Below are 22,194 nucleotides of genomic sequence, written 5' to 3'. Positions count from 1 at the left end.
GCTTCTAGTCCACTTCCACCAGCTCGACCTTGTAGCCCCACAGCCGTTCCACATATTTCAGCGTTGCCGCCCGGCTGGAGGCTTCCAGAGGCACGGCGTTGCGCTGGACGGATTGAAGATGCAGACACCGGTCACCGAGAAGGTCGGCGTCGGCCACCTGAATGTCCGGCTCCATCGCCGCAAGGTCATGATCCTGGGCCAGCACATCGCGCAAATGCCGGTAGCCATGGGTGTTGTGAATGCCGGTGACCGTGCAGAAGCGCGAATGGGACTCATCGGAAATCGCAAACATGCGGAACCGGCGCATGACCGTGGGCGACAGGAATTGCTGGATGAAGCTCTCATCCCGGTAATTGGCCCAGGCATGTTTCAGCACCGTGCGCCAGTCTCCTGATCCGGCAATTTCGGGGAACCACTCCCGGTCCTCTTCTGTCGGGTCCGTGCAGACCCGTTTGATGTCCTCCATCATGGCAAAGCCGAGCGCATATGGGTTGATACCGGAAAACCGGGGATCATCGAAGCCGGGCTGGGTCAGAACATTGGTGTGGCTGTGCAGGATTTCAAGCATGGCTCCATCGGAGAGGCGTCCATCGGCATGCAACTTGTTCAAGATGTAGTAATGAACAAAACAGGCGCAGCCCTCGTTCATCACCTTCGTCTGTTTCTGCGGGTAAAAATACTGGCTGATATTGCGCACGATCCTTAAGGCTTCGCGCTGCCAGGGGGCCAGTATGGGGCTGTAAAGCTCCAGGAAATACAAGAGGTTTTCTTCCGGCAGCTGCATATCCCGCTTGCGGCCCAAGAGGCCGGTGTCCTTCAGGCGCTTGGCGTCGCTCTGGTTGGGCAGTGTGTTCCAGAGATAATAGACATTCTGCTGGGCGGCGGCGATGCGCTGCTGACGCTGCTCTTCCGCTTCGCGCAGGGACAACTGGCGCGGGCGCCGGTGGCGGAATACCCCGTGGGGCATCAGGGCGTGAGCTGCGTCCAGGGTGGCCTCCACCTCGCTGCCCCCGTGTTTTTCCTCGCACTCGGCCAGAAAGCGGCGGGCGTATTCCAGATAGTCCAGAATCCCGTCCGCATCGGTCCATTGTTCAAACAGGTGGTTGGATTTGAAGAAGTGGTTGTGCCCGAAGGCCGCATGGGCCATCACCAGCGCCTGCAGCGGCATGGTGTTTTCTTCCAGGCAGTAGCTGATGCAGGGATTGGAGTTGATCACGATCTCATAGGCAAGGCCCCGGGCGCCCTTCCGGTAGAGCCGCTCATGCCCGAGAAAATGCTTGCCGAAGGACCAGTGGTGATACATCAGCGGCATCCCCACGGACGAGTAGGCATCCAGCATCTGTTCTGAGGAGATGATCTCGATCTGGTTGGGATAAAAATCCAGCTCCAGATCGTCCCTCGCCACCTCTTCAATGGCATCAAGGGTGCGCCGGAGCGTGTCGAAGTCCCAGTCGGTCTGATCGAACAGGAGCTCCGGTTTGGAGCGGGCGGTTCGTCTAGCCATGGCTTTTTCCTGCGGGCTCACGGGCAAACAGCTCGCGGAAGACAGGATAGATATCCGCGATCCTGGAGACCCGCTTGCGGGCGAAATTGGGCCAGCGCTCGGCCACCGAGCCATAGGATTCCCAAAGCTCCATGCCCGTTGCTTCGCTGTTGATCAGCTGCGCTTCGTCCTCGCCCACAATCTCCACATAGGCGAAATACTGGCAGACCGGCATCAGTTCCTGGGTGAGCAGCGCCACACAGCGCTCCGAGTCGCCGCTGAAATTCTCGCCGTCCGAGGCCTGGGCCGCATAGATGTTCCATTCGGAGGGCGGATAGCGCTCCCGGATCACCTCATTCATCACCACCAGGGCGGAGCTGACCATGGTGCCGCCGGTTTGCGGGGAATAGAAAAACGTGTCCTCATCAACTTCCGAAGCGTCATGGGTATGGCGGATGAAGACGATTTCGGTTTTCTCGTAGCGCCGGTTCAAAAACAGGTGCAGCAGCATGAAAAAGCGCTTGGCAAGGTCCTTTTCCCGCTCGCCCATGGAGGCCGAGACATCCATGAGGCAGAACATCACCGCATTGGAGTTCGGTTCCGGCTGCTGGACAAAATAATTGTAGCGCACATCCAGCGGGTCGATATAGGCGATCACCTTGCGCCGCTTCTGCAGCTTTTCATATTCGGTGCGCAGGGCCTTCAGATCCGCGCGCTGTTTCGCCGTCGGCTTGGAAACGGCCTCCAGCGTCAAGATGCGCTTCAAAAGCTCCTGGGCGTCTTTGTCCCGGGGGCGCTTCAGCCCGATGCGCCGTCCTAGCGCATTGCGCATGGTGCGGGCGACATTGATATTGGCCGGGGCGCCCGAGGTGGAATAGCCCGCCCTGTGCGGATGGGTCTTTGTGATTTCCTTCAGGCTCTCCTTCACCAGATCCGGCAGCTCCAGATCGTCAAAGAAGAAATCGAGGAATTCTTCCCGCGACAGGGCGAACAGGAAATCATCCTGCCCCTCGCCATCAGGGGCTCCCTGCTTACCGGCGCCGCCGCCGCCGGTGCGGGGTGGTTTTTCAATCCGGTCGCCGGCCTGAAAGGTCTTGTTGCCGGTAAAGACACGCTCGCGGCGGCCGCCATCTGCGGCCTTGCGGAAGGTCGGCTCGGCGACGCCCTCTGTGGGGACCGACACGTTTTTCGCCCGGCCTACATCGGCAATGCTGCGCTCGCGCACGGCTTCTTCCACGGCTTTCTTGATCTGCGTGCGCACCCGTTTCAAGAACCTGCGCCGGTTGCTCAGGCTCTTGTCTTTCGGGTTCAGCCGCCGGTCGATGAAATGCGCCATTGTTCAATGCGCCCCCATCCGCCTACCCGGCCTTGTTCACGCGCATATACCACTCCACCAAGCGGCGAACCTGCCGTTTCGTGTAGCCGTGCCCGGTCATGCGCTCGACGAATTCATGGTGCTTTTCGTCGGTTTTCTTGTCCCGCTTGGCCCCGAAGCTGATGACGGGCAGCAGCTCCTCGACCTTGCCGAACATGCGCTTTTCAATGACCTGGCGCAGTTTTTCATAGCGGCGCCAATCCGGGTTCTGGCCCTGGTTTTCCGCGCGGGCACGCAGCACGAATTTCACGACCTCGTTGCGGAAGTCCTTCGGGTTGGCGACACCTGCGGGCTGCTCGATCTTCTCCAGTTCCTTTTCCAGAACCTCCCGGTCGAAGATCTGGCCCGTGTCCGGGTCCTTGTAGTCCTGTTCCTCGATCCAGGCATCCGCATAGGCGATGTAGCGGTCGAACAGGTTCTGACCGTAGTCGGTGTAGGATTCCAGATAGGCTTTCTGGATTTCGTTGCCGATGAATTCCGCGTAGTGCGGGGCCAGTTCCGTCTTCAGGAAGTCCAGATAGCGGCTTTCGGTTTCCGCATCGAACTGTTCCCGCCGCACGGCCTGTTCCAGTACATACATTAGGTGCACCGGATCGGCGGAGATTTCCTCCGTGTCATGATTGAAGGTTTCCGACAGAACCTTGAAGGCAAACCGGGTGGAAATGCCGTTCATGCCCTCGTCGACGCCGGCTGCGTCCCGGTATTCCTGCAAGGATTTCGCCTTGGGATCGGAATCCTTCAGCATGTCGCCGTCATAGACCCGGAGCTTGGAATAGAGCGTCGAATTTTCATGTTCATGCAGGCGGGTGAGCACGCTGAACCGGGCCAGAAGCGGCAGGGTCTCAGGAGCGCAGGGGGCATCTACCAGAGCGCTCTGGCTCAGCAGCTTTTCATAGATATCCGCCTCGGCAGAGGCCCTGAGGCAGTAGGGCACCTTGACCACGCTGATCCGATCCAGAAACGCTTCATTGTTCTTGTTGTTCTTGAACTGGCTCCATTCGGATTCGTTGGAATGGGCCAGGATCAGCCCCTGGAACGGCAAGGCGCCGATATTTTCGGTGCCCACATAGGACCCTTCCTGGGTCGCTGTCAGCAAGGGGTGCAGCACCTTGATCGGGGCCTTGAACATCTCCACGAATTCCATCAGGCCTTGAGTGGTCCGGTTCAAGGCGCCGGAATAGCTGTAGGCGTCCGGGTCATCCTGGCTGAATTCCTCCAGCTTGCGGATGTCCAGCTTGCCGACCAGGGCAGAGACATCCTGATTGTTCTCATCTCCCGGTTCGGTCTTGGTAACGCCAATCTGACGCAAGCGCGAGGGATAAAGCTTGACGATGGAAAATTTGGAAATGTCGCCTTCGAACTCGTCGAGACGCTTGGTGGCCCAGGGGGAGATCAGCCCGGTCAGCAGGCGCCGGGGAATATTGTATTTGTCTTCCAGGAGGTCGCCGACCCGGTTGGCGCTGAAAAGGCCAAGGGGGGATTCATAGACCGGGCTGATCTGATCGCCCGCCTTAAGCACATAGATTGGCTCCTGCTCCATGAGCTTTTTCAGGATTTCGGCCATACTGGATTTGCCGCCGCCGACCGGTCCGAGCAGGTAAAGGATCTGCTTGCGCTCTTCCAGACCCTGGCTGGCATGGCGGAAGAAACCGACGATCCGCTCGATCGTGGCCTCCATGCCGAACAGGTTTTTGAAAGGGGCGTAGCGCTTGATCGTCCGGTTCATGAAAATCCGGCCCAGCCGCTGATCCTGGCTGGTGTCGATAATCTCCGGCTCGCCAATGGCGGCCATCATGCGCTCGGCCGCCGTCGCGCGCATCAAAGGGTCGTCCCTGCATCCCAGCAGGTAATCCTGGATGGAAAGTTCCTCCAGGTTCCTATTTCGGTAATCTTCCGCGAAACGCGTGTAAATCTCCATGTTCCAACTTCCAGCTAGGCGATCCCAAACAGCCTGCCCCCATATAAATTAGATGGGACAAACGCATGTTCTGGCAACTTAATCTTTGGGGTTTGTCATAAAATTTGATTGCGAAAATTATTCAATCCAGCAGCGTCAACTTTCTATCCTCATTGATAACGCTACGTTATGAATTGCCAGTCCGCAGACCCGACAGCCGGGTCAACAGAACGGCCACCGACTTGACCTTGAATTTCCTCAAGAGCCGGGCCCGCACATCTTCCACCGTGCGCGGCGAAAGACCCAGCAGACGGGCCATTTCCTTGCTGGTCAGCCCTTTTGAAAGCAGCAGCAAAACGTCCCGTTCACGTGGGGTGAGTTTCGGCCCGCTGCGGGTGTCGTCAATCAGCGCAAAGCTCAGAACCGTGCGGGCGAGCGGCTGATCCGGTGTCAAGGTTCTGGCCCGGAAACGGCACCAGATCCGCGAGCCGTCGGCCCTGCGCATCAGCCGCTCATCCGTATAGGGCAGCGACTGGCTGAGCGGCTTCAGGCCGATGTCCCGAACTTGATGAAATTCCTCGTCCGAGCCGTAGAGCAACCGGAAACTGCGCCCCAGAAGCTGGTCTTTTTCATATCCGAACATATCGGCAAAAGTCTGGTTGCAGGTTCTGATGACACGATGCTCGGTCAGCGCCAGGCCCATGGGCGCATAGTCGAATGCAAGGCTGTTGATATCCTGCATGGCTCACCGTGATCCTACGGTATTGGCACCGTAGGTGGATGGTAGCATAGTTCCTGTAAATTTTGCCAGATCAGGACTGGGCCGCATGGATTTGACCGATCAACTGATTCGAGAAATCGAGGCAAGACGCGAGGATCTGATCGCGCTGACCCAGGATCTGTTGCAAATCCCGACCCTCAATCCGCCGGGCGAAAACTACCGGGAGATCTGCGACTATCTCGCCGGGCGCCTCAAGGCCTCCGGCTTTGACATCGAGCTGGTGCGCGCCCATGGCGCGCCTGGGGACAGCGAAAAATATCCGCGCTGGAATGTGGTTGCACGGCGCGAAGGCCCCCGGCCGGGAGAGTGTGTTCATTTCAACAGCCATATCGATGTGGTCGATGTCGGGCTCGGCTGGACGCGGGACCCATTTGGCGGGGAGCTTCACGACGGCAAGATCTACGGGCGCGGGGCCTGTGACATGAAGGGCGGTCTTGCGGCCAGCATCGTTGCGGCCGAGGCGTTTCTGGCGGTGTGCCCCGGCTTCTCCGGGGCGGTGGAGATCAGCGGCACGGCGGATGAGGAATCCGGCGGTTTCGGTGGGGTCGCCTATCTGGCTGGCAAAGGCTATTTCGCACCGGAGCGCGTGCAGCATGTCATTATTCCCGAACCTCTCAACAAGGACCGGATCTGCCTTGGCCATCGGGGGGTTTGGTGGGCGGAGGTGGAAACTTTCGGGGAAATCGCCCACGGCTCCATGCCGTTCCTTGGCGATTGTGCGGTCCGGCATATGGGCGCGGTTCTGGAAGAGATGGAAGACAGCCTCTTTCCCGCCCTTGCGGAAAAACGGACCGAAATGCCCGTGGTGCCGGAAGGGGCGCGTCAGTCGACCCTCAACATCAACTCGATCCATGGCGGCCAGTCGGAAGGCGATGCTGACTTTACCGGTCTGCCGAGCCCCTGTGTTCCCGACAGTTGCCGCATGATCATCGACCGCCGCTTTCTGCTTGAAGAGACCATTGAGGATGTGCAGGCTGAAATCACCGGGATCCTGGAAACGGTTGCGGACAAGAGGAACACTTTCAAATACGAGATGCGGGAATTGCACCGGGTCCTGCCGACCATGACGGACAAGGAGGCGCCGGTGGTGCAAACGGTGGCAAAAGCCATTCAGGAAACCATGGGCAAACAGGCCGAATATGTCGTCAGCCCGGGAACCTATGACCAGAAACATATCGACCGGATCGGAAAACTGAAAAACTGCATCGCCTACGGTCCCGGCATTCTGGATCTTGCACATAAACCGGATGAATATGTGGGTGTGGAGGATATGCTGGATTCAGCAAAGGTGATGGGCCGGGCGCTGATCGATCTGCTTGCGGGGCGGTGAAGACGCGGGACAAGAAACATAAGGGGACAGACATGGCATTGAACTGGTGTGTGAACAGGATAAGAACGGGTCTGATCGGCGCATTGGCACTGATGGCCAGCATCGGCATGGCCGAGGCCAAGAGCGATATTGTGGTGGCAATGCAGCTTGAACCGCCTCATCTTGACCCGACCAGCGCGGCGGCCGGGGCCATCGATTCTGTGCTTTACGCCAATGTGTTTGAAGGGCTGACCCGCTTCGGGCCGGACGGGTCCGTCAATCCGGGCCTTGCCGAAAGCTGGACGGTGTCTGGCGACGGCAAGACCTATGTGTTCAAGCTCCATGACGGGGTGACGTTCCACGACGGCACGAAGATGACGGCCGAGGATGTGAAATTCAGCCTGGACCGGGCCCGGGCTGATGACAGCGCGAATGCCCAAAAGGCGCTGTTTTCCGGAATCGATACGGTTGAGGTGGTGGATCCGCTGACGGTGAAGGTCACGCTGAAAGCGGCCAACAGCAATTTTCTGTTCAACATGGCCTGGGGCGATGCGGTGATCGTTGCGCCGGAAAGCATTGGCAGCATCAAGACCAGCCCCATTGGCACCGGCGCCTTCAAGTTCTCTGACTGGGTCCAGGGTGACAAGATTGATCTGGTCAAGAACCCGGACTATTGGGGCCCCCCGGCCAAGCTCGAAAAGGTCACCTTCAAGTTCATTTCCGATCCGACTGCTGCTTTTGCCGCGATGATGGCCGAGGATGTCAATGTCTTCGTCAACTATCCTGCCCCGGAAAACCTGCCCCAATTCGAGGCCGATCCGCGGTTCCAGGTGATTGTCGGCACGACGGAAGGCGAAACCATCCTCGCCATGAACAACAAGCAGCCGCCGTTCGACAATCTCAAGGTGCGTGAAGCGGTGGCCCATGCCATTGACCGGCAGGCGGTCATTGACGGCGCCATGTTCGGCTATGGCACGCCAATCGGTACCCATTTCGCGCCCCACAATCCCGACTATGTCGATCTGACCGGTCTCAGCGCCTATGATCCGGCGCTGTCGAAAAAGCTTCTGGCGGAAGCCGGATATCCGGACGGGTTCACCACCAGCCTGAAGCTGCCGCCGCCCTCCTATGCGCGCCGGGGCGGCGAAATCATCGCTTCCCAACTGCGGGCCGTCGGCATTCAGACCGAGATCACCAATCTGGAATGGGCCCAGTGGCTGGAACAGGTGTTTCGGGGCAAGGATTTCGGCCTGACCATTGTCAGCCACACGGAGCCGATGGATATCGGCATCTATGCGCGGCCGGACTATTATTTCCAGTATGACAGCCCGGCCTTCCAGAAACTCTATGCGCAAATCACGGCACAAACCGATCCGGAAAAGCGTTCTGCGCTGCTGAAAGACGCCGAAACAATGATCGCCAAGGACTATGTGAATGCCTATCTGTTCCAGCTGGCGTTCCCAACGGTGGCGGATGCGGGCGTTAGCGGGCTCTGGAAGAACCAGCCGACCCAGGCCACGGATCTGACGGCCGTCTATTGGGACAAATGACGCCCTTCGGGCGGGGGAACCTGCGTGACAGGCGCCCGCCCTTTCCGGTACGGCCAGACACTCAAAATACAGCCGGGACCAAACGGCTGGCAGGACCATGCTGACGTATTTTCTCAAACGCCTTGTCTCACTTGTCCTCAGCCTCGCGGTGGCGTCGGGGGTGATTTTCCTGGCGCTGGAAGTCGTTCCTGGAGACCCGGCCAGCTACATGCTCGGGATCAATGCCCAGGAAGACACGCTCAACGCCCTGAGGGAGCAGCTGGGTCTCAACGGGACGGTGCTGCAGCGCTATCTCGCCTGGGCCGGGGGGCTCCTCACCGGGGATTTCGGCATCTCCTACACCTACCGCACGCCGGTGGCGGAGCTGATTTCCGACCGGCTTCAAGTGTCTTTGCCTCTGGCCCTTTATGCTCTTGTCCTCAGCACGCTGATCGCCTTTCCCGCCGGGATCTGGGCCGCGTCACGGCGCGGGTCCTATGGGGACGCAGGCGTGATGGGTGTGACCCAGCTCGGCCTTGCCATTCCGAATTTCTGGTTCGCCATGCTCATGGTGCTGGTGTTTGCCATCAATCTGCGCTGGTTTTCTGCCGGCGGGTTTCCCGGCTGGGAAGCGGGGCTGTGGGCGGGCCTGAAAGCGCTGACCCTGCCTGCGATCGCCCTGGCGCTGCCACAGGCCAGCATTCTCACGCGGGTGATGCGCTCCAGCCTTCTGGACACGCTGGGGGAAGATTTCATCCGGTCTGCGCGCGCCAAGGGGCTGACCCGGGGCCAGGCTCTGTGGCGCCATGCGCTGCGCAATGCCTTGATTCCGGTTCTGACGATCCTCGGGTTGCAGTTTTCCTTTCTGCTGGCTGGAGCGATCATCATCGAAAATGTGTTTTATCTGCCCGGCCTTGGCCGCCTGGTGTTTCAGGCGATCAGCGCCCGGGATCTGATCGTGGTTGAGAGCGTGGTGATGCTGCTGGTCTGCGCGGTGATTATGGTAAATTTCGCCGTCGACATGGCCTATGCCCTGGTTGACCCGCGCCTGAGGCGGCCGCGATGAGGGCGCTGGTGCAGAACAGGGCCCTGCTGCCCGGGCTTGTCCTGACATTGCTCTTTACCGGGGCCGCGCTGGTCAGTCTTGTCTGGGTGCCCTACGACACCACGGTTCTGGCGATTTCTGACCGGCTGAAGCCGCCGGGTCTGGCCCACCCCTTTGGCACGGACCAGTTCGGCCGGGATATCCTGAGCATGATCATGGTGGGCGCGCGCACCTCCATTGCCGTTGCGCTGGTGGCGGTCGGCATTGGTATGCTGGCCGGGGTGCCGCTCGGGCTGGCCGCTGCCGCGCGCAAGGGCAGCCTGCTGGATGAGGGGATCATGCGGCTGAACGATCTGGTCTTTGCTTTTCCGAGCCTGCTGATCGCGGTGATGATCACGGCGGTCTTCGGCGCCTCCGCGCTCAATGCCATCATCGCCATCGGCATCTTCAACATTCCGGTCTTTGCGCGGCTGACCCGGGGCGCTGCGCTCAGCCTGTGGAGCCGGGACTATATTCTGGCGGCCCGGGTCGCAGGCAAGGGCGCAGCGCGGATTTCCGTGGAACATGTGCTGCCCAATGTCACCAACCTCCTGATCGTTCAGGGTACGATCCAGTTTTCACTCGGCATTCTGGCCGAAGCCGGCCTCAGCTATGTGGGGCTGGGCGCGCAGCCGCCGACGGCCAGCTGGGGCCGGATGCTGGCCGACAGTCAGACGATGATTTCCCTGGCTCCGAATCTGGCTCTGTTTCCGGGGCTTGCCATCCTCTTGACGGTGCTGGGCCTGAACCTGCTGGGCGACGGCCTGCGCGATCTTCTGGATCCGAAACTGCGGAGGGCGCGCGGATGAGCCTGTTGCAGATTGAGGATCTCAGCCTGTCCATCCACGGCGCGCAGGTCCTGAACAAGGTGTCCATGCGGATCGTGCCGGGCCGCATTCTGGGGGTGATCGGCGAAAGCGGGTCGGGGAAATCCATGACCGCGCTCAGCGTTTTGCAGCTTTTGCCCCATGGCGCGGCATCTTCCGGGACCATCACCCTGGATGGCCAGAACATTCTCTTAGCCCCGGAAAAAGACCTGTGCAGCCTGCGCGGCCGGGTGGCCGGAATGGTGTTTCAGGAGCCAATGACGGCGCTCAATCCCCTGATGACCATCGGCGCCCAGGTGGCCGAAACGATCCGGGTGCACGAAAACGTGTCAAAGGGCGAGGCAATGGCGCGGGCCGCAGATACCTTGCGCCGGGTGGAGCTGCCCCAGGACCGGTTTCCGCTGACCCGCTACCCACATGAGCTGTCCGGTGGCCAGCGCCAGCGGGTGGTGATCGCCATGGCGATCGCCCTGAAGCCGAAGCTTTTAATCGCGGATGAGCCGACCACCGCCCTTGATGTCACCACCCAGGCGCAGATCCTGACGCTGTTGAAACGGTTGGTGGCCGAAGATGGCATGGGGCTGATGCTGATCAGCCACGATCTGGCCGTTGTCGCCGATCTGGCGGATGATCTGGTGATCATGCGCCAGGGAGAGGTGGTGGAAAGCGGTTCGGCGGACACCCTGTTCAGAACCATGCAACATCCATATTCCCGCGCGCTGCTGGCAGCGTCTGCCCATGTGCCCGAGCGGACGGCCGGGGCGGGAGAGGCGTCTCTTCTGTCAGTGCGCGCGGTGGTGCGGGACTATGCAGACCGGACTTCCGGCTTCTGGGGCTCAGCCAACAAGGTCCGTGCGGTGGATGCTGTCAGCTTTGAACTGCGCAAGGGGGAGAGCCTTGGTCTGGTGGGCGAATCCGGATGTGGCAAATCCACCCTGACCCGCGCGATCCTGGGGCTGGAAGAGGTGCAGGGTGGCACAATCCTGTTTGACGGGGAGCCTGTCTTTACCGGGCACAAGGCGAACCGGGCCGTGCGCCGGCGCATGCAGGTGGTGTTTCAGGACCCTTATGGCAGCTTCAATCCGCGCTGGCGGGTGGACAGGCTCGTGGCCGAACCTTTTCACCTGCTGGACGCCCCGCCCAGGGGTAAGGCCCGGCAGGAGGCGGTTGTCGAGGCTTTGGAAAGCGTCGGGCTGACGGCGGAAGACCGTCTCAAATACAGCCATGAATTCAGCGGCGGCCAGCGCCAGCGGATCGCCATTGCCAGGGCGCTGATCATCCGCCCGGACCTGATCATTCTGGACGAGGCGGTCTCGGCTCTGGACGTCTCCGTCCGGGCCCAGGTGCTGGATCTTCTGGCGGATCTCGGCAGCCGCTATGCGCTCAGCTATCTCTTCATTTCCCACGACCTTGGCGTCGTGCGGTCCATCACGGAGCGGGTGCTGGTCATGAAGGCTGGCCGGATCGTGGAAGAAGGGCCGACCGGCACCGTTTTCGACAGTCCGCGCGATGCCTATACACGCCAGCTTGTCGCCGCCGCGCCGGTTCTCCCGGCTGTCGCCCCTCAATCTGCCACCGCTTAAAGGAGCTCCCATGACTGACAGGCCTGATCTTTGGTTTGATCCGGCAAAATGCCTGATCGGCGGCCGGTGGGTGCCCCCGGTGGAGGGCCAGACCCTGCCATTGCAAAACCCGTCGACGGGTGCCGGAATCGGATCGATTGCCCGTGGCATGCGGCAGGATATCGATGCGGCTGTGACAGCGGCCCGGTCGGCCTGGCAGGGCGCATGGGGCGCCACGAGCGCGGTTGAGCGTGGCCGCGTTCTGACCCGGCTCGGCAGACTGGTGGGGGAGAAGGTGGACGCGCTTGCCCGGATCGAGGCGCTGGATGTGGGCAAGCCTTTGAAACAGGCCCGGGCCGATGCGCTGGCGCTGGCCCGCTATCTGGAATTTTACGGCGGCGCGGCGGACAAGCTCCACGGGGACACCATTCCCTATCTGGAAGGGTACACCGTCTATACCTTGCGCGAGCCGCATGGGGTCACCGGGCATATCGTGCCGTGGAACTATCCGATGCAGATCATCGGCCGGTCGGTGGGCGCGGCGCTTGCCACCGGCAATGCCTGTGTTTTGAAACCGGCTGAAGATGCCTGTCTCACCGCGCTGGCCTTTGCGGATCTCGCCTGTCAGGCGGGCCTGCCGGACGGGGCGCTCAACGTGGTGCCGGGGCTTGGTGCGGAGGCTGGTGCCGCGCTTGCCGGGCATGCGGGCATTCATCATATCAGTTTCACCGGATCGGTGACGACCGGCGCCGAGGTTCAACGGCTGGCGGCTGAAAACGTGGTGCCGGTGACCCTGGAACTTGGCGGCAAGTCGCCCCAGCTGGTTTTCGGGGATGCGGATCTGGAGGCCGCCCTGCCCTTTCTGGTGAATGCGGGTATCCAGAATGCGGGCCAGACCTGTTCCGCGTCCTCGCGCATATTGGTGCACCGGTCCGTAAAGGATCAACTGGTGGAGCAAATGGCGGCGCGCTACCGCGCGCTGAAAGTGGGGCCAGCCCTGGCGGACCTTGATGTGGGACCGCTCATTTCGGCAAAACAGAAAGACATCGTCACCGGGTTTCTGGAACGGGGAACCGGCCTTGAGAAAGCTGCGGAAGGCGAGCTTTGCGACACGCCGGACGGGGGGCATTATGTTCAGCCGACCCTGTTTGCCGATGTTCCTGCTGCGCACAGCCTGGCCCGGGACGAGATTTTCGGGCCGGTGCAGGTCATCATTCCCTTTGACGATGAGGACGAGGCCGTGGCGGTTGCCAATGGCACGGATTACGGGCTGGTGGCCAGCGTCTGGTCCCGGGACGGCGCACGGCAGATGCGCTTGGCCCGCAAGCTCCGCTCCGGCCAGGTCTTTCTCAACAATTATGGTGCGGGCGGCGGTGTTGAACTGCCCTTTGGCGGCATCGGCAAGTCCGGCCATGGCCGGGAAAAGGGATTTGAAGCGCTTTACGGCTTCACGGTGCTGAAGACAGTGGCCGCCTATCACGGCTGAGGCCGTGGCGTTGCGGGCGCAGGCACATGCGACAGGAAATGGAAAACGGGAGGAACGGATGAGACTTCAGGGAAAAACCGCCATCGTGACCGGCGGTGCCTCCGGGTTTGGCGCCGGGATTGTACGAAAATTCTGTGCGGAAGGCGCAAAGGTACTGATTGCCGATTTGAATGGCGGGCTCGCCGAGAAAACCGCAGCAGAAACCGGCGCGAAGGCGGCCGAGGTCGATGTGGCCAGCAACGCAAGCGTTGCGGCTTTGGCAGAAACGGCGGCCGCTTTGCTCGGCCCGGTCGACATTCTGGTCAACAATGCCGGGATCACCCATTTGCCCATGCCGCTGCAGGAGGTGAGCGAAGAGGAGTTTGACCGGGTGTTTGCGGTCAATTGCAAGTCCGTCTATCTGACCGCCCGCCATTTTGTGCCTGCCATGAGCGAAGCGGGGCGGGGGGCCATCCTGAATGTGGCCTCCACTGCCGGGCTCAGTCCCCGGCCCCGGCTCAACTGGTACAATGCATCCAAGGGCTGGATGGTGACGGCCACCAAGGCCATGGCCGTGGAACTGGCCCCGTCTGGTGTGCGCGTCAATGCGATCTGCCCGGTGGCGGGGGAAACCCCCTTGCTGAAGAGTTTCATGGGCGAGGACACGCCGGAAATCCGGCAGAAATTCCTTTCCACCATCCCGCTTGGCCGGTTTTCAACACCCGAAGATATGGGCAATGCGGCCGCCTTCCTGTGTTCCGACGAGGCGGCCATGATCACCGGGGCCGCCATGGAGGTCGATGGCGGACGTTGTATCTGAGCGTCCGCCAAACCGGGGCTCAGAATACCCCGGCAAAAGGATAGGGGCCGTCAAAGGCGCCAACAGGCAGGAGGTGGCTTAAGAACCGGCCGCGGCGCCATTCATGCAGCATCAGGCCGCCCGGCTCCACCGTCAGGCTGTTTTCGGCAGCGTGCCGCTGGTCCAGCGTGACGGCGTGGGAGGGACCCGGCGCGACCTGACACAGCCTGCCGCCAAAGAGCCCGGAGATCGTCCGGTGAAGGTGGCCGCAGACAAGCTGAACCTCGCCTTCATAGTCACAGATTGCCTCGGCAAGCACATTGGCGTTGGTCAGGTTCTGACGGTCCATCGCCTCAATGCCAACTGTGAAGGGGGGATGGTGGAAGCCGATCAGCACGGGCTTTCCGCCAAGGGCGGCGAGCTGCCGTTTTAAAAATTCGGCGGTGGCCGGAGCAATCTCGCCATGGGCGCTCCCGCTCACAAGCGTATCGAGGCCAATTACGGCAAAGGCCTCCAGATCCCTGATCCAATTGATGGGCCCCTCCGCCGGTATCCAGTCGTTCTGAGCAAATGCCTTGCGGAAAGCGTCCCGGTTGTCGTGGTTGCCCGGCACGGCCAGCAGCGGCAGCTCCAGCCCGGCCAGAATGTGCTTGAAACGGGTATATTCGGCGTGCTGGCCATGTTCGGTCAGGTCCCCGGTCACGAGCACCAGATCGACAGGATCGATCTCGGGTAGGCGCTGGGTCAAGGTTGCGGCGGTTTCGGCCAGAGCCGCAGCGGTATCGACTTTGCCATAGCAAAGCCCGCCGTCCGGAACGATATGGGTGTCGGTTATCTGGATTATCTTGGTCATGGAGCCGGCTGGGTGTCAGAGAGAAGAAGGAGATCGTCCGGATCGATGGCAACGCGCATACGCGTGCCCTTTCCCGGGGCGGTTTTGCTGGTCAGGTGAAGGGGGAGGAGACCTGGCTCCGGGCAGATGCCGCTCAGGGTGAGCCGGTAGTGGCCTCCAGAAAAGACGGCATTCTCGACGGTGCCTTCCAGGGGGCCGTCCGGGTCCGGCCGGATCCTTTCCGCCCGCACGAAAATGCTCTTGCCTGCCGCGCCTGCCGGAAGTGCCAGAGTGCCGCCGGGCAGGATCAGTTTTCCGGCTTCGATCCGGCCTTCCAGCGCAATTGCATTGCCGATGAAGCGGGCGACAAAGGCAGAGGCCGGCGCGTGGTACAGCTCTTCCGGGCTGCCGGCCTGTTCCAGCCGGCCGTCGCGCAAGACCGCAATCCGGTCGGCAATGGCCATGGCCTCGGACTGGTCATGGGTGACGAAAACCGCCGAGATGTTGAACTGGCGCAACATGGCGGCCAGTTCGTCCCGTAAGCTGTCGCGCAGTGCCGCATCCAGGGCCGACAGGGGTTCATCGAGAAGCAGGATGCGCGGTCTTGGGGCGACAGCGCGGGCCAGGGCCACCCGTTGCCGCTGGCCTCCGGAGAGGGCGGTCACGGGCCGGTGGGCATAGTTTTCCAGACGGCAGAGTGCGAGCAATTCCTCAACACGCCGGTCTCGCTCGGCTTTCTCGATCTTGCGGACCTTCAGGCCATAGCCGATATTGGCGCGCACTGACATGTTTGGAAACAGGGCATAGGACTGGAACACCATGCCCACATTGCGCTGTTCCACCGGTGTGTGCGTCGCGTCCGTGTCCTCGAACCAGAGTTCCGTGCCGCTGTCCGGGCTCTCCAGCCCGGCAATGATCCTCAGCAGCGTGGTCTTGCCACAGCCGGACGGGCCTAGAAGAGACAGGATCTCGCCGGGCGCAACGCTGAGGCTGGTGGACTTGAGCGCGCGGGTGCCGTCGCCAAAGGTCTTGCTGGCGTTCTTGATGGTAAGCGTCATTGGGCAATCCTCTGGGCCCTGACGGAGGCCCACTGCATGGCCATCAGCAAAGGCACGATCATGACAAAGAAAACGAGCGTATAGGCCGAGGCAACCTCCAGGCGCATGGAGGCGTAGCTGTCTGCAAGGCCGACAGGCAGGGTTTTCAGGTAAGGTGTGTGCAGCATCCAGGTAAGGTTGAACTCGCCGATGGAGAGTGTGACGACGGTGAGAGCTCCGGCCAGGATGCCGGGCATGGCATTGGGCACGATGATGGTGCAAAAGCGGGTCCAGGGGGAGGCTCCAAGGGTGGCCGCGCTCTCCTCAAGGGTCTTGAAATCCATGGCCATCAGCACCGCCAATACGGAGCGGACCATGAAGGGGAGCGTATAAAGGACATGGCCGACCAGAATGAAGGCCCAGGAGGTGCGGAACCCTTTCAAGGTGCCATAGAGCTGAAGCAGGGCAAGAGCCAGGGCAAGGCCGGGAACCGCAAGAGGCAGGGAGATGAACTCTTCGAGAATGCGTGACAGCCGTCCAGGGGTGCGGGCCAGGCCATAGGCCGCTGGGACGCCGATGATCAGGGTGACAATGAGGCACATGAAGGCCAGCCAGAGGGACAGGAAAATACTGTCCGCATAAAGCTCCCAGACCCGGCCCAGCCATTTCAGGGTGAGGCCGGAAGACAGGCCGCGGAAATAATTCACGGTAAGTCCGGCCAGCACCGACTGGATGGCAGGCACAATCAGGAAAAGGGCCGTCAGGAGGGTGACGAGAAGCTGCAAGCTCCAGGAGAGGGAACGCGGCATCGTCAGCCCCCCGCCGCAACGGTGCTGCCCGCAAAACTGCGCGCCGTCAGCAGGATCAGCCAGGTCACCAGACCCAGCAGAACGGAGAGGGCGGAGGCCATGGCGATGTTCGCAGACAGGGTGAATTCCGTATAGATGACCATGGGCAGCACATCGATGTTGGTGGCCAGCGTGAAGGCGGTGCCAAAAGCGCCCATGGCGGTGGCAAAGGCGATGGCCCCGGCGGCGGCCAGAGACGGGGCAAGTCCGGGCAGAATGACATCAAGGACAATCCGCCAGGACGGCGCGCCCAGGGTGCGGGCAGCCTCTTCCAGCGCCGGGTCCAGCTTCTCGACAGCCGCCATCACCGTCAGAAGCACGCGGGGAATGGAGAAATAAAGATACCCTAGAAACAGACCGGTCAGGGAATAGGCAAAGACCACATGGCCCGGCAGCAGATGATTCACAAGACCCTGGCGGCCGCCCAGGAGAATGATCAGAAAGCCGATCACCACTCCGGGAAAGGCCAGCGGCAGCGTCAGGACTGAGAGCAGCAGGCCCCGGCCGAAAAAGCGGTTACGGGCCAGAAACAGCCCTGCGGTTGTGGCAATGGCCAGTGCGGCGAGGCTGACGGCAAGAGACACAAGCACTGTGTTCAGAAGGGTTTCCAGATAGCGCGGCGTCTGCAGGATCTGCAGGTATATCTGCCAGCCGGCTTGCGTTTCGACGGACCCCTGGACAAGCCGGACAAGCGGCAGGGCCAGAAAGGCCAGTGTGAAGACCGCCAGCGGCACCAGGCAGGCAGCCGTGAAGGTGCGGGGGGACATGGGTGTTCCTGAAAAAGGGCAGTCCGGGGCCTGATGACCCCGGGCCGCCGGTCTTTGGTTATTTGACTTCGTTCAGGTAGCGCTCACCGAAACCGGCCTGAGCGCGTTCCATCTGGGCGTAATCCACTGCGCGGGCGCGCGCATAGTCGCTGGCGGGCAGGAATTTGGCAGCAACGTCCTGCGGCAGTTTCACCGGGCGGGCGGGCTGAAGATAGGCGTTGGTCCAGATCGCCTGGCCTTCATCGGACAGGATGAAATCCAGAACCTTCTTGCCTGCGGCCTCATGCGGGGCCCCGGTTACAAGGCTCATCACATAAGGAACGCGGATGGAGCCTTCGCAGGGCAGCACAAATTCGAAATTGCCGTCTTCTTCATATTTGCCGCGATACGCGTTGAAGTCGTAGTCGAACAGAATCGGGACTTCACCGGAGACAACCCGGGCAAAGGAGGTCTGTTTGGGAACAATCGGGTCGTTCTTGGCCAGATCCTTGAAGTATTTGACGGCAGGATCGAAATTCTCAAGATCGCCGCCAAAGGCAAAGTTGGCGGCAACGGCGCCTGCATAGCCGACAAAGGCGGAGGACGGGTCAAGATAGCCAACCATACCGCGATAGGCCGGTTTGGTCAGGTCCGCAAAGCACTGCGGCACCGGGGCGCCGCCCAGAGCATCGACATTCACGAAAAAGCCAAGCGTGCCGTAATGCACGGCAAACCATTTGCCTTCCGGATCTTTCAGACCGTCCGGGATCTCATCGAAACCTGTCGGCTTATAGGCAGCGGCAACCCCGTCCTTGGCGGCCTTGATGCCCGTGGTCACGCCGTAGTAAGCCACATCGGCGACCGGCGCGTCCTTCTCTGCCAGAAGCTGGCTGAGGGTCTGACCGGAATTCTTGTTGTCATGGGGCATCTTGATGCCGAGCTTTGTGTCGATGGCCTTCAGCATGGACGCCCAATCCGCCCATTGCGGCGGGCAATTGTAGCAAACAGCGTCGTCGGCCTTGGCCGGCAGCACGGCGGCCATTGTCACGGCCAATGCAATAAGTGTACGTTTCATGTCAGTGACTCCTGATGGAACTCAGCCGGTTCTGGGGGTTACGTCTTAGATGGCGGAGAAGTTGCAGCTTCTCTGCCATCGGTCTTTCCGGGAGGCGGCGGTCCAAGTGAGCCGCCGCTCCGGAAGTGGAAGGTCTGGTCCGCCGCCGGAGGGCGGGGCGCAGACGAAGCGTTCAGCCGGGCCAGCACGGTGCAGGCTGCACCTTCGCCCATGGCCTTGGGATTTGTGACCACGGTCGCCAGATTGGGCTCGACCATGAGGCCGGTGGCAATGCCGTCAAAACCGATGATCGACAGGTCCTGTGGCAGACTGCGCCCCAAACTCGTGGCGGCCTTCATCGCCGCCAGCGCCAGATAGTCGTTTGAAGCAAAAATGCCCGTCAAATCCTCGTGGGTGGTCAGAAGTTCTTCGAGCCGGTCCAGCATCGTGCCGTCCTGCTCCTCGATTTCCAGCAAGATTGGCTCCGCCATGCCAAGTTTGCGGCAGGTGGCGGTAAAGCCTTCATAGCGCTCCCGGGAGCGGTCGGAGCGCTTGAAGCGCAGCGCCAGGAACCCGGTCTGGACATGGCCGAATTGGTGAAAGGCTGCGGCCACCTCGCCTGCGGCCCGGCGGTTGTCGACCGCCCAGGAAGGCAAGCCCAGAACGGGGCGGTTATAGACCAGCGAGGCGGGCAATCCGCGCCGGTTGACCAATTCCAGCGCGTCACTCCTGGCTGCATTGTTGACGGTCAGGATCAGACCGTCGACCTGCTTGGCCAAGAGGGTGCGCACCGCGCTCAATTCCTGGTCTTCATCATATTCCGAACAGGCCAGAATGAGCTGGTAGCCCGCACGAAGGACTTCCCGCTGGGCGGCCTGCACCACATCAGCGAAAATCGGATTGGCAAGCGAGGGCACGACGCAGCCGATGGTTTTGGTGGACTGGCTTTGCAAGGACCGGCCAAGAGCATTGAATTCAAAGCCGAGGGCTTCGGCGGCAGTCAGCACCCTTGCCTTCGTATCCGCGCTTGCGGCCCCGCTGCCGTTCAGAACGCGGCTGACCGTGGCAATGCCGCAACCGGCCCTTTCGGCAACATCCTTGATGGTAGGCGCACGTGAAGACAAAGTCAGATCAATCCATCCTTGGAAACGTTTCCAATACTCTAGCCCGGCAGGCATGTCACTTTGATGAAAGCCTGAGTGAAAGCCGCAGTTTCTGAAGCGCAGCGTGTTTCTCAAGGAATGCTGGCCATGCGGACGATGGGCAAATAGTTCAGGGCGCAGGGTTATGTTTTTGCTGGATAAGGCACTTTGAGGGCGCGGCTGAACCGGGCACACTGTCCGGGCTTCGGTGCAGCAGGGTTTGCACGGCGCATTCAAGGGCCCGGAACGGGCCATCAGCCAAGGAAATGAAAAAGATGATCAAGGTTCACGGGCGGGTGACGTCCGGAAATGTGCAGCCTGTCCTGTGGTGTCTGGAGGAGCTCGGCTTTGCCTATGAGCGGCTGGATGTGGGCGGCCCGTTCGGTGGAACCGATACGCCTGACTTTCTGGCCCTCAATCCTCTGGGTCTGATCCCGGTTCTGGAAGAGGACGGCCAGGTTCTGTCAGAAGTGACCACGATCCTGCGTTATCTCATGCGGCGCCATGGCGGCCACCCTTCCGATCCAATGGCTGCAGCCCAGATCGAGCGCTGGGCCGACATGGCCCGCCAGCATGTCTATATGCCCCTGGTCCCGACCCTCTTCTGGCAACTCACCCGCACACCGGTTGACCAGCAGAACGGTCCGGCCATTGAGGCGGCGGTGGCAGCGCTCAAACAGTCCATGCCGATTGTTGCCAGCCGGATCAAGGGACCCTATTTCGGCGGAGATGCGCTCAACCTGCTGGATTTCCAGATCGGCAGCCTGCTCTATCGCTATTTCGAAATGGCGTTTGACAAGACGGATCTGCCGGATCTGCGCGCCTATTATGACCGCCTGTGCGAGCGTCCTGCCTACCGGTCCTGTGTGATGGTGGATTTCAAAGTATCATAGTGCCAAATAGGCGCGTCTGGCGCTGCGCCAGGCGCTGCCACAACCGGCCCGGTGCCCGAAAGACAGCCATGGAGGCGCAAACGTGATCGATCTCTACACCTGGACCACGCCGAATGGCCGCAAGGTGTCCATCATGCTGGAAGAACTGGGCCTGGCCTATGAGGTTCATGCGGTTGACATCACGGCCGGGGAACAGCATGACCCGGCCTTTTTGAAACTTTCACCCAACAACCGGATCCCGGCGATTTATGATCGGGAGACCGGGGTTTCGCTGATGGAAAGCGGGGCGATCCTGCTCTATCTGGCGGAAAAGCACGCACGCTTCCTGCCCGAAGGCGCGGCGCGCTGGGAGACGCTGGAATGGCTGATGTGGCAGATGGGCGGGCTGGGGCCGATGCTGGGCCAGGTGCATCATTTCGTGAAATACAACAAGGGCGTCTCGGACTATGCCGAAAAACGCTATTCTGCAGAGGCGCAGCGGCTCTACAAGGTCCTGAACACTCGGCTTGATGGCCGTGAGTATCTGGCCGGAGACGGCCGCGGCAGCTATTCGATCGCCGATGTGGCCTGCTGGCCCTGGATCTCCCGGTTCGAGTGGCAAGAGATCAGCCTGAACGATTTTCCTTTTGTGCGCGACTGGTACCTGCGGATTGCAGAGCGGCCAGCCGTCCAGCGCGGCTATCATGTGCCCAAATTCGTCTCGGATATTCCGCTGCCCTGATGCGCGGGCGGGTTCAGAAGGCCGCGTTCACGGGCCAGGCTCACCAGTTCGCGAACCCTTGCGGCATTGTCCGGTGCAAGGCTGCCATCCGGGCTCCAGAGACTGTTTTCAAAGCCGATACGCACCTTGCCCCCGAGTTCCAGGGCCGTGAGAAGGCAGCCGGTCTCTTCCTTGCCAAATGCGCACAGCATCCAGTCGAAGCGGAGTTCCCCCGCCAGAGCCGTCATCGGGGCGATCAGGGGCGCAATATCTTTGGACCGGCTGACCTTGCTGCCGTCATAAGCGCCCAGAACCAGCTGAACCTGATGCTCCTGTCCAGGCACGGCCTTTGACCCGATCAGATCGATCAGGCGGTGAAGGTCTTCCGGTCCGTAGCAGATGTGCTGGATCTGCACACCATGGTCGTGGGCCCAGTGATAGCAGTCCCGGGCCGCTGGGAGGGCCGTAGGTTCGGGAAGGAATTCACGCAGGGCAACCGAGACGTATTTGGGCCGGAGGCTGCGGATCAGGACCCGCTGGTCTTCAGCGGTGTAGCGCCCGGCGCTCTCGCTGGTAATCTGTACGAACCAGCCGGGCAAAACGTCTGCAAGCCGGGCCATCAGAAAGCGGTAGCGGTCGTGGTCAAGGCTGTGCAGACCGTCTGCGTCGCGGATATGCGCATGCACGCCGCCCGCACCTTCCCTGGCGCTGGTGACACACGCGGCGATCAACTCGTCCTCTGTCACCGGCAGCATTGGATGCGCGGATTTGCCCCGCCGGGCCCCGTTGGGCGCAAGCAGGATTTTGGGCAGCGGGAGCAGAGTGGTCATG

20 protein-coding genes are annotated in these 22,194 nt (G+C 61.2%); 9 read left to right on the top strand and 11 right to left on the bottom strand.

Going from position 1 to position 22,194, the window contains the following annotated elements; all coding sequences use genetic code 11:
* Nucleotides 1–4: 4 nt before the first annotated feature.
* The 4 genes from ACXAH0_RS18040 to ACXAH0_RS18025 all read right to left on the bottom strand — a co-directional run bounded on the left by ACXAH0_RS18040 (nt 5) and on the right by ACXAH0_RS18025 (nt 5,497).
* On the bottom strand, nt 5–1,504 hold the full coding sequence (locus ACXAH0_RS18040; RefSeq protein ID WP_475181395.1) for a SpoVR family protein: 1,500 nt from the start codon (nt 1,502–1,504) through the stop codon (nt 5–7).
* On the bottom strand, nt 1,497–2,819 hold the full coding sequence (locus ACXAH0_RS18035) for a YeaH/YhbH family protein (RefSeq protein WP_475181400.1): 1,323 nt from the start codon (nt 2,817–2,819) through the stop codon (nt 1,497–1,499). The genes ACXAH0_RS18040 and ACXAH0_RS18035 overlap by 8 nt, the downstream gene beginning before the upstream one ends.
* Before the next feature lie 22 nt (nt 2,820–2,841).
* Nucleotides 2,842–4,776 (bottom strand): PrkA family serine protein kinase, encoded by a 1,935-nt coding sequence (locus ACXAH0_RS18030; protein WP_475181403.1) that lies wholly within the window; start codon nt 4,774–4,776, stop codon nt 2,842–2,844.
* A 166-nt stretch (nt 4,777–4,942) separates the two neighbouring features.
* Nucleotides 4,943–5,497 (bottom strand): PAS domain-containing protein, encoded by a 555-nt coding sequence (locus tag ACXAH0_RS18025; RefSeq protein WP_475181406.1) that lies wholly within the window; start codon nt 5,495–5,497, stop codon nt 4,943–4,945.
* 85 nt (nt 5,498–5,582) lie between these two features.
* Between ACXAH0_RS18025 and ACXAH0_RS18020 the strand changes: the two genes are divergently transcribed.
* The 7 genes from ACXAH0_RS18020 (at nt 5,583) to ACXAH0_RS17990 (ending at nt 14,132) form a co-directional block, all read left to right on the top strand.
* A complete protein-coding gene (locus ACXAH0_RS18020) occupies nt 5,583–6,866 on the top strand; it encodes an acetylornithine deacetylase/succinyl-diaminopimelate desuccinylase family protein (protein WP_475181410.1) in 1,284 nt (427 codons plus the stop codon).
* A 32-nt stretch (nt 6,867–6,898) separates the two neighbouring features.
* On the top strand, nt 6,899–8,395 hold the full coding sequence (locus ACXAH0_RS18015; RefSeq protein WP_475193750.1) for an ABC transporter substrate-binding protein: 1,497 nt from the start codon (nt 6,899–6,901) through the stop codon (nt 8,393–8,395).
* 97 nt (nt 8,396–8,492) lie between these two features.
* A complete protein-coding gene (locus ACXAH0_RS18010) occupies nt 8,493–9,440 on the top strand; it encodes an ABC transporter permease (RefSeq protein ID WP_475193746.1) in 948 nt (315 codons plus the stop codon).
* Nucleotides 9,437–10,267, top strand: coding sequence for an ABC transporter permease (locus tag ACXAH0_RS18005; RefSeq protein ID WP_475181422.1), 831 nt, complete (start codon nt 9,437–9,439; stop codon nt 10,265–10,267). Before ACXAH0_RS18010 ends, ACXAH0_RS18005 begins: the two co-directional genes overlap by 4 nt.
* Nucleotides 10,264–11,868, top strand: a complete 1,605-nt coding sequence (locus tag ACXAH0_RS18000) for an ABC transporter ATP-binding protein (RefSeq protein ID WP_475193743.1) — start codon at nt 10,264–10,266, stop codon at nt 11,866–11,868. Before ACXAH0_RS18005 ends, ACXAH0_RS18000 begins: the two co-directional genes overlap by 4 nt.
* A 10-nt stretch (nt 11,869–11,878) precedes the next feature.
* Nucleotides 11,879–13,333, top strand: a complete 1,455-nt coding sequence (locus ACXAH0_RS17995; RefSeq protein WP_475193739.1) for an aldehyde dehydrogenase family protein — start codon at nt 11,879–11,881, stop codon at nt 13,331–13,333.
* A gap of 58 nt (nt 13,334–13,391) precedes the next feature.
* On the top strand, nt 13,392–14,132 hold the full coding sequence (locus tag ACXAH0_RS17990) for an SDR family oxidoreductase (protein ID WP_475181434.1): 741 nt from the start codon (nt 13,392–13,394) through the stop codon (nt 14,130–14,132).
* A 19-nt stretch (nt 14,133–14,151) separates the two neighbouring features.
* On the opposite strand, the gene ACXAH0_RS17985 is transcribed toward ACXAH0_RS17990, so the two are convergent.
* Genes ACXAH0_RS17985 through ACXAH0_RS17960 form a run of 6 tightly spaced genes read right to left on the bottom strand, consistent with a single transcriptional unit; the run spans nt 14,152 to nt 19,752 of the window.
* The gene (locus tag ACXAH0_RS17985; RefSeq protein WP_475193735.1) at nt 14,152–14,964 is read right to left on the bottom strand and encodes a phosphodiesterase; all 813 of its coding nucleotides are present in this window, start codon (nt 14,962–14,964) and stop codon (nt 14,152–14,154) included.
* Complete coding sequence (locus ACXAH0_RS17980; RefSeq protein WP_475193731.1) at nt 14,961–16,001, bottom strand: ABC transporter ATP-binding protein; 1,041 nt, start codon at nt 15,999–16,001, stop codon at nt 14,961–14,963. Before ACXAH0_RS17980 ends, ACXAH0_RS17985 begins: the two co-directional genes overlap by 4 nt.
* The gene (locus ACXAH0_RS17975; RefSeq protein ID WP_475193726.1) at nt 15,998–16,789 is read right to left on the bottom strand and encodes an ABC transporter permease; all 792 of its coding nucleotides are present in this window, start codon (nt 16,787–16,789) and stop codon (nt 15,998–16,000) included. The genes ACXAH0_RS17980 and ACXAH0_RS17975 overlap by 4 nt, the downstream gene beginning before the upstream one ends.
* A 2-nt stretch (nt 16,790–16,791) precedes the next feature.
* Nucleotides 16,792–17,595, bottom strand: coding sequence for an ABC transporter permease (locus tag ACXAH0_RS17970; protein WP_475193722.1), 804 nt, complete (start codon nt 17,593–17,595; stop codon nt 16,792–16,794).
* A gap of 58 nt (nt 17,596–17,653) precedes the next feature.
* Nucleotides 17,654–18,649, bottom strand: a complete 996-nt coding sequence (locus ACXAH0_RS17965) for an ABC transporter substrate-binding protein (RefSeq protein ID WP_475193718.1) — start codon at nt 18,647–18,649, stop codon at nt 17,654–17,656.
* Nucleotides 18,650–18,687: 38 nt separating this feature from the next.
* Nucleotides 18,688–19,752, bottom strand: coding sequence for a LacI family DNA-binding transcriptional regulator (locus ACXAH0_RS17960; protein WP_475181458.1), 1,065 nt, complete (start codon nt 19,750–19,752; stop codon nt 18,688–18,690).
* A 293-nt stretch (nt 19,753–20,045) separates the two neighbouring features.
* Here ACXAH0_RS17960 and ACXAH0_RS17955 point away from each other — a divergent pair, with 293 nt between their 5' ends.
* Together ACXAH0_RS17955 and ACXAH0_RS17950 are read left to right on the top strand one after the other, a co-directional pair.
* Entirely contained in the window at nt 20,046–20,663 is a 618-nt protein-coding gene (locus ACXAH0_RS17955; RefSeq protein ID WP_475193713.1) for a glutathione S-transferase family protein, read from the top strand.
* Nucleotides 20,664–20,745: 82 nt separating this feature from the next.
* Nucleotides 20,746–21,384 (top strand): glutathione S-transferase family protein, encoded by a 639-nt coding sequence (locus ACXAH0_RS17950; protein WP_475193709.1) that lies wholly within the window; start codon nt 20,746–20,748, stop codon nt 21,382–21,384.
* On the opposite strand, the gene ACXAH0_RS17945 is transcribed toward ACXAH0_RS17950, so the two are convergent.
* Nucleotides 21,345–22,193: a beta-keto acid cleavage family enzyme gene (locus ACXAH0_RS17945; RefSeq protein ID WP_475193703.1), complete on the bottom strand. Its 849-nt coding sequence runs from the start codon at nt 22,191–22,193 to the stop codon at nt 21,345–21,347. The genes ACXAH0_RS17950 and ACXAH0_RS17945 overlap by 40 nt on opposite strands.
* Between the last annotated feature and the right edge of the window lies 1 nt (nt 22,194).

Source organism: Roseibium sp. AWQ4_290 (assembly GCF_056160985.1).
Note: the sequence above shows the minus strand (reverse complement) of the source record. Positions and strands in the feature narration are given on the sequence as shown.

Coding starts and splice junctions, on each gene's coding strand:
- ACXAH0_RS18035 (WP_475181400.1), bottom strand. CDS start 2,819: ATGGCGCATTTCATCGACCGGCGGCTGAACCCGAAAGACAAGAGCCTG.
- ACXAH0_RS17955 (WP_475193713.1), top strand. CDS start 20,046: ATGATCAAGGTTCACGGGCGGGTGACGTCCGGAAATGTGCAGCCTGTC.
- ACXAH0_RS17995 (WP_475193739.1), top strand. CDS start 11,879: ATGACTGACAGGCCTGATCTTTGGTTTGATCCGGCAAAATGCCTGATC.
- ACXAH0_RS18000 (WP_475193743.1), top strand. CDS start 10,264: ATGAGCCTGTTGCAGATTGAGGATCTCAGCCTGTCCATCCACGGCGCG.
- ACXAH0_RS17975 (WP_475193726.1), bottom strand. CDS start 16,789: ATGCCGCGTTCCCTCTCCTGGAGCTTGCAGCTTCTCGTCACCCTCCTG.
- ACXAH0_RS17985 (WP_475193735.1), bottom strand. CDS start 14,964: ATGACCAAGATAATCCAGATAACCGACACCCATATCGTTCCGGACGGC.
- ACXAH0_RS18005 (WP_475181422.1), top strand. CDS start 9,437: ATGAGGGCGCTGGTGCAGAACAGGGCCCTGCTGCCCGGGCTTGTCCTG.
- ACXAH0_RS18015 (WP_475193750.1), top strand. CDS start 6,899: ATGGCATTGAACTGGTGTGTGAACAGGATAAGAACGGGTCTGATCGGC.
- ACXAH0_RS17945 (WP_475193703.1), bottom strand. CDS start 22,193: ATGACCACTCTGCTCCCGCTGCCCAAAATCCTGCTTGCGCCCAACGGG.
- ACXAH0_RS18030 (WP_475181403.1), bottom strand. CDS start 4,776: ATGGAGATTTACACGCGTTTCGCGGAAGATTACCGAAATAGGAACCTG.
- ACXAH0_RS17970 (WP_475193722.1), bottom strand. CDS start 17,595: ATGTCCCCCCGCACCTTCACGGCTGCCTGCCTGGTGCCGCTGGCGGTC.
- ACXAH0_RS18040 (WP_475181395.1), bottom strand. CDS start 1,504: ATGGCTAGACGAACCGCCCGCTCCAAACCGGAGCTCCTGTTCGATCAG.
- ACXAH0_RS17965 (WP_475193718.1), bottom strand. CDS start 18,649: ATGAAACGTACACTTATTGCATTGGCCGTGACAATGGCCGCCGTGCTG.
- ACXAH0_RS18010 (WP_475193746.1), top strand. CDS start 8,493: ATGCTGACGTATTTTCTCAAACGCCTTGTCTCACTTGTCCTCAGCCTC.
- ACXAH0_RS17990 (WP_475181434.1), top strand. CDS start 13,392: ATGAGACTTCAGGGAAAAACCGCCATCGTGACCGGCGGTGCCTCCGGG.
- ACXAH0_RS17980 (WP_475193731.1), bottom strand. CDS start 16,001: ATGACGCTTACCATCAAGAACGCCAGCAAGACCTTTGGCGACGGCACC.
- ACXAH0_RS18020 (WP_475181410.1), top strand. CDS start 5,583: ATGGATTTGACCGATCAACTGATTCGAGAAATCGAGGCAAGACGCGAG.
- ACXAH0_RS18025 (WP_475181406.1), bottom strand. CDS start 5,497: ATGCAGGATATCAACAGCCTTGCATTCGACTATGCGCCCATGGGCCTG.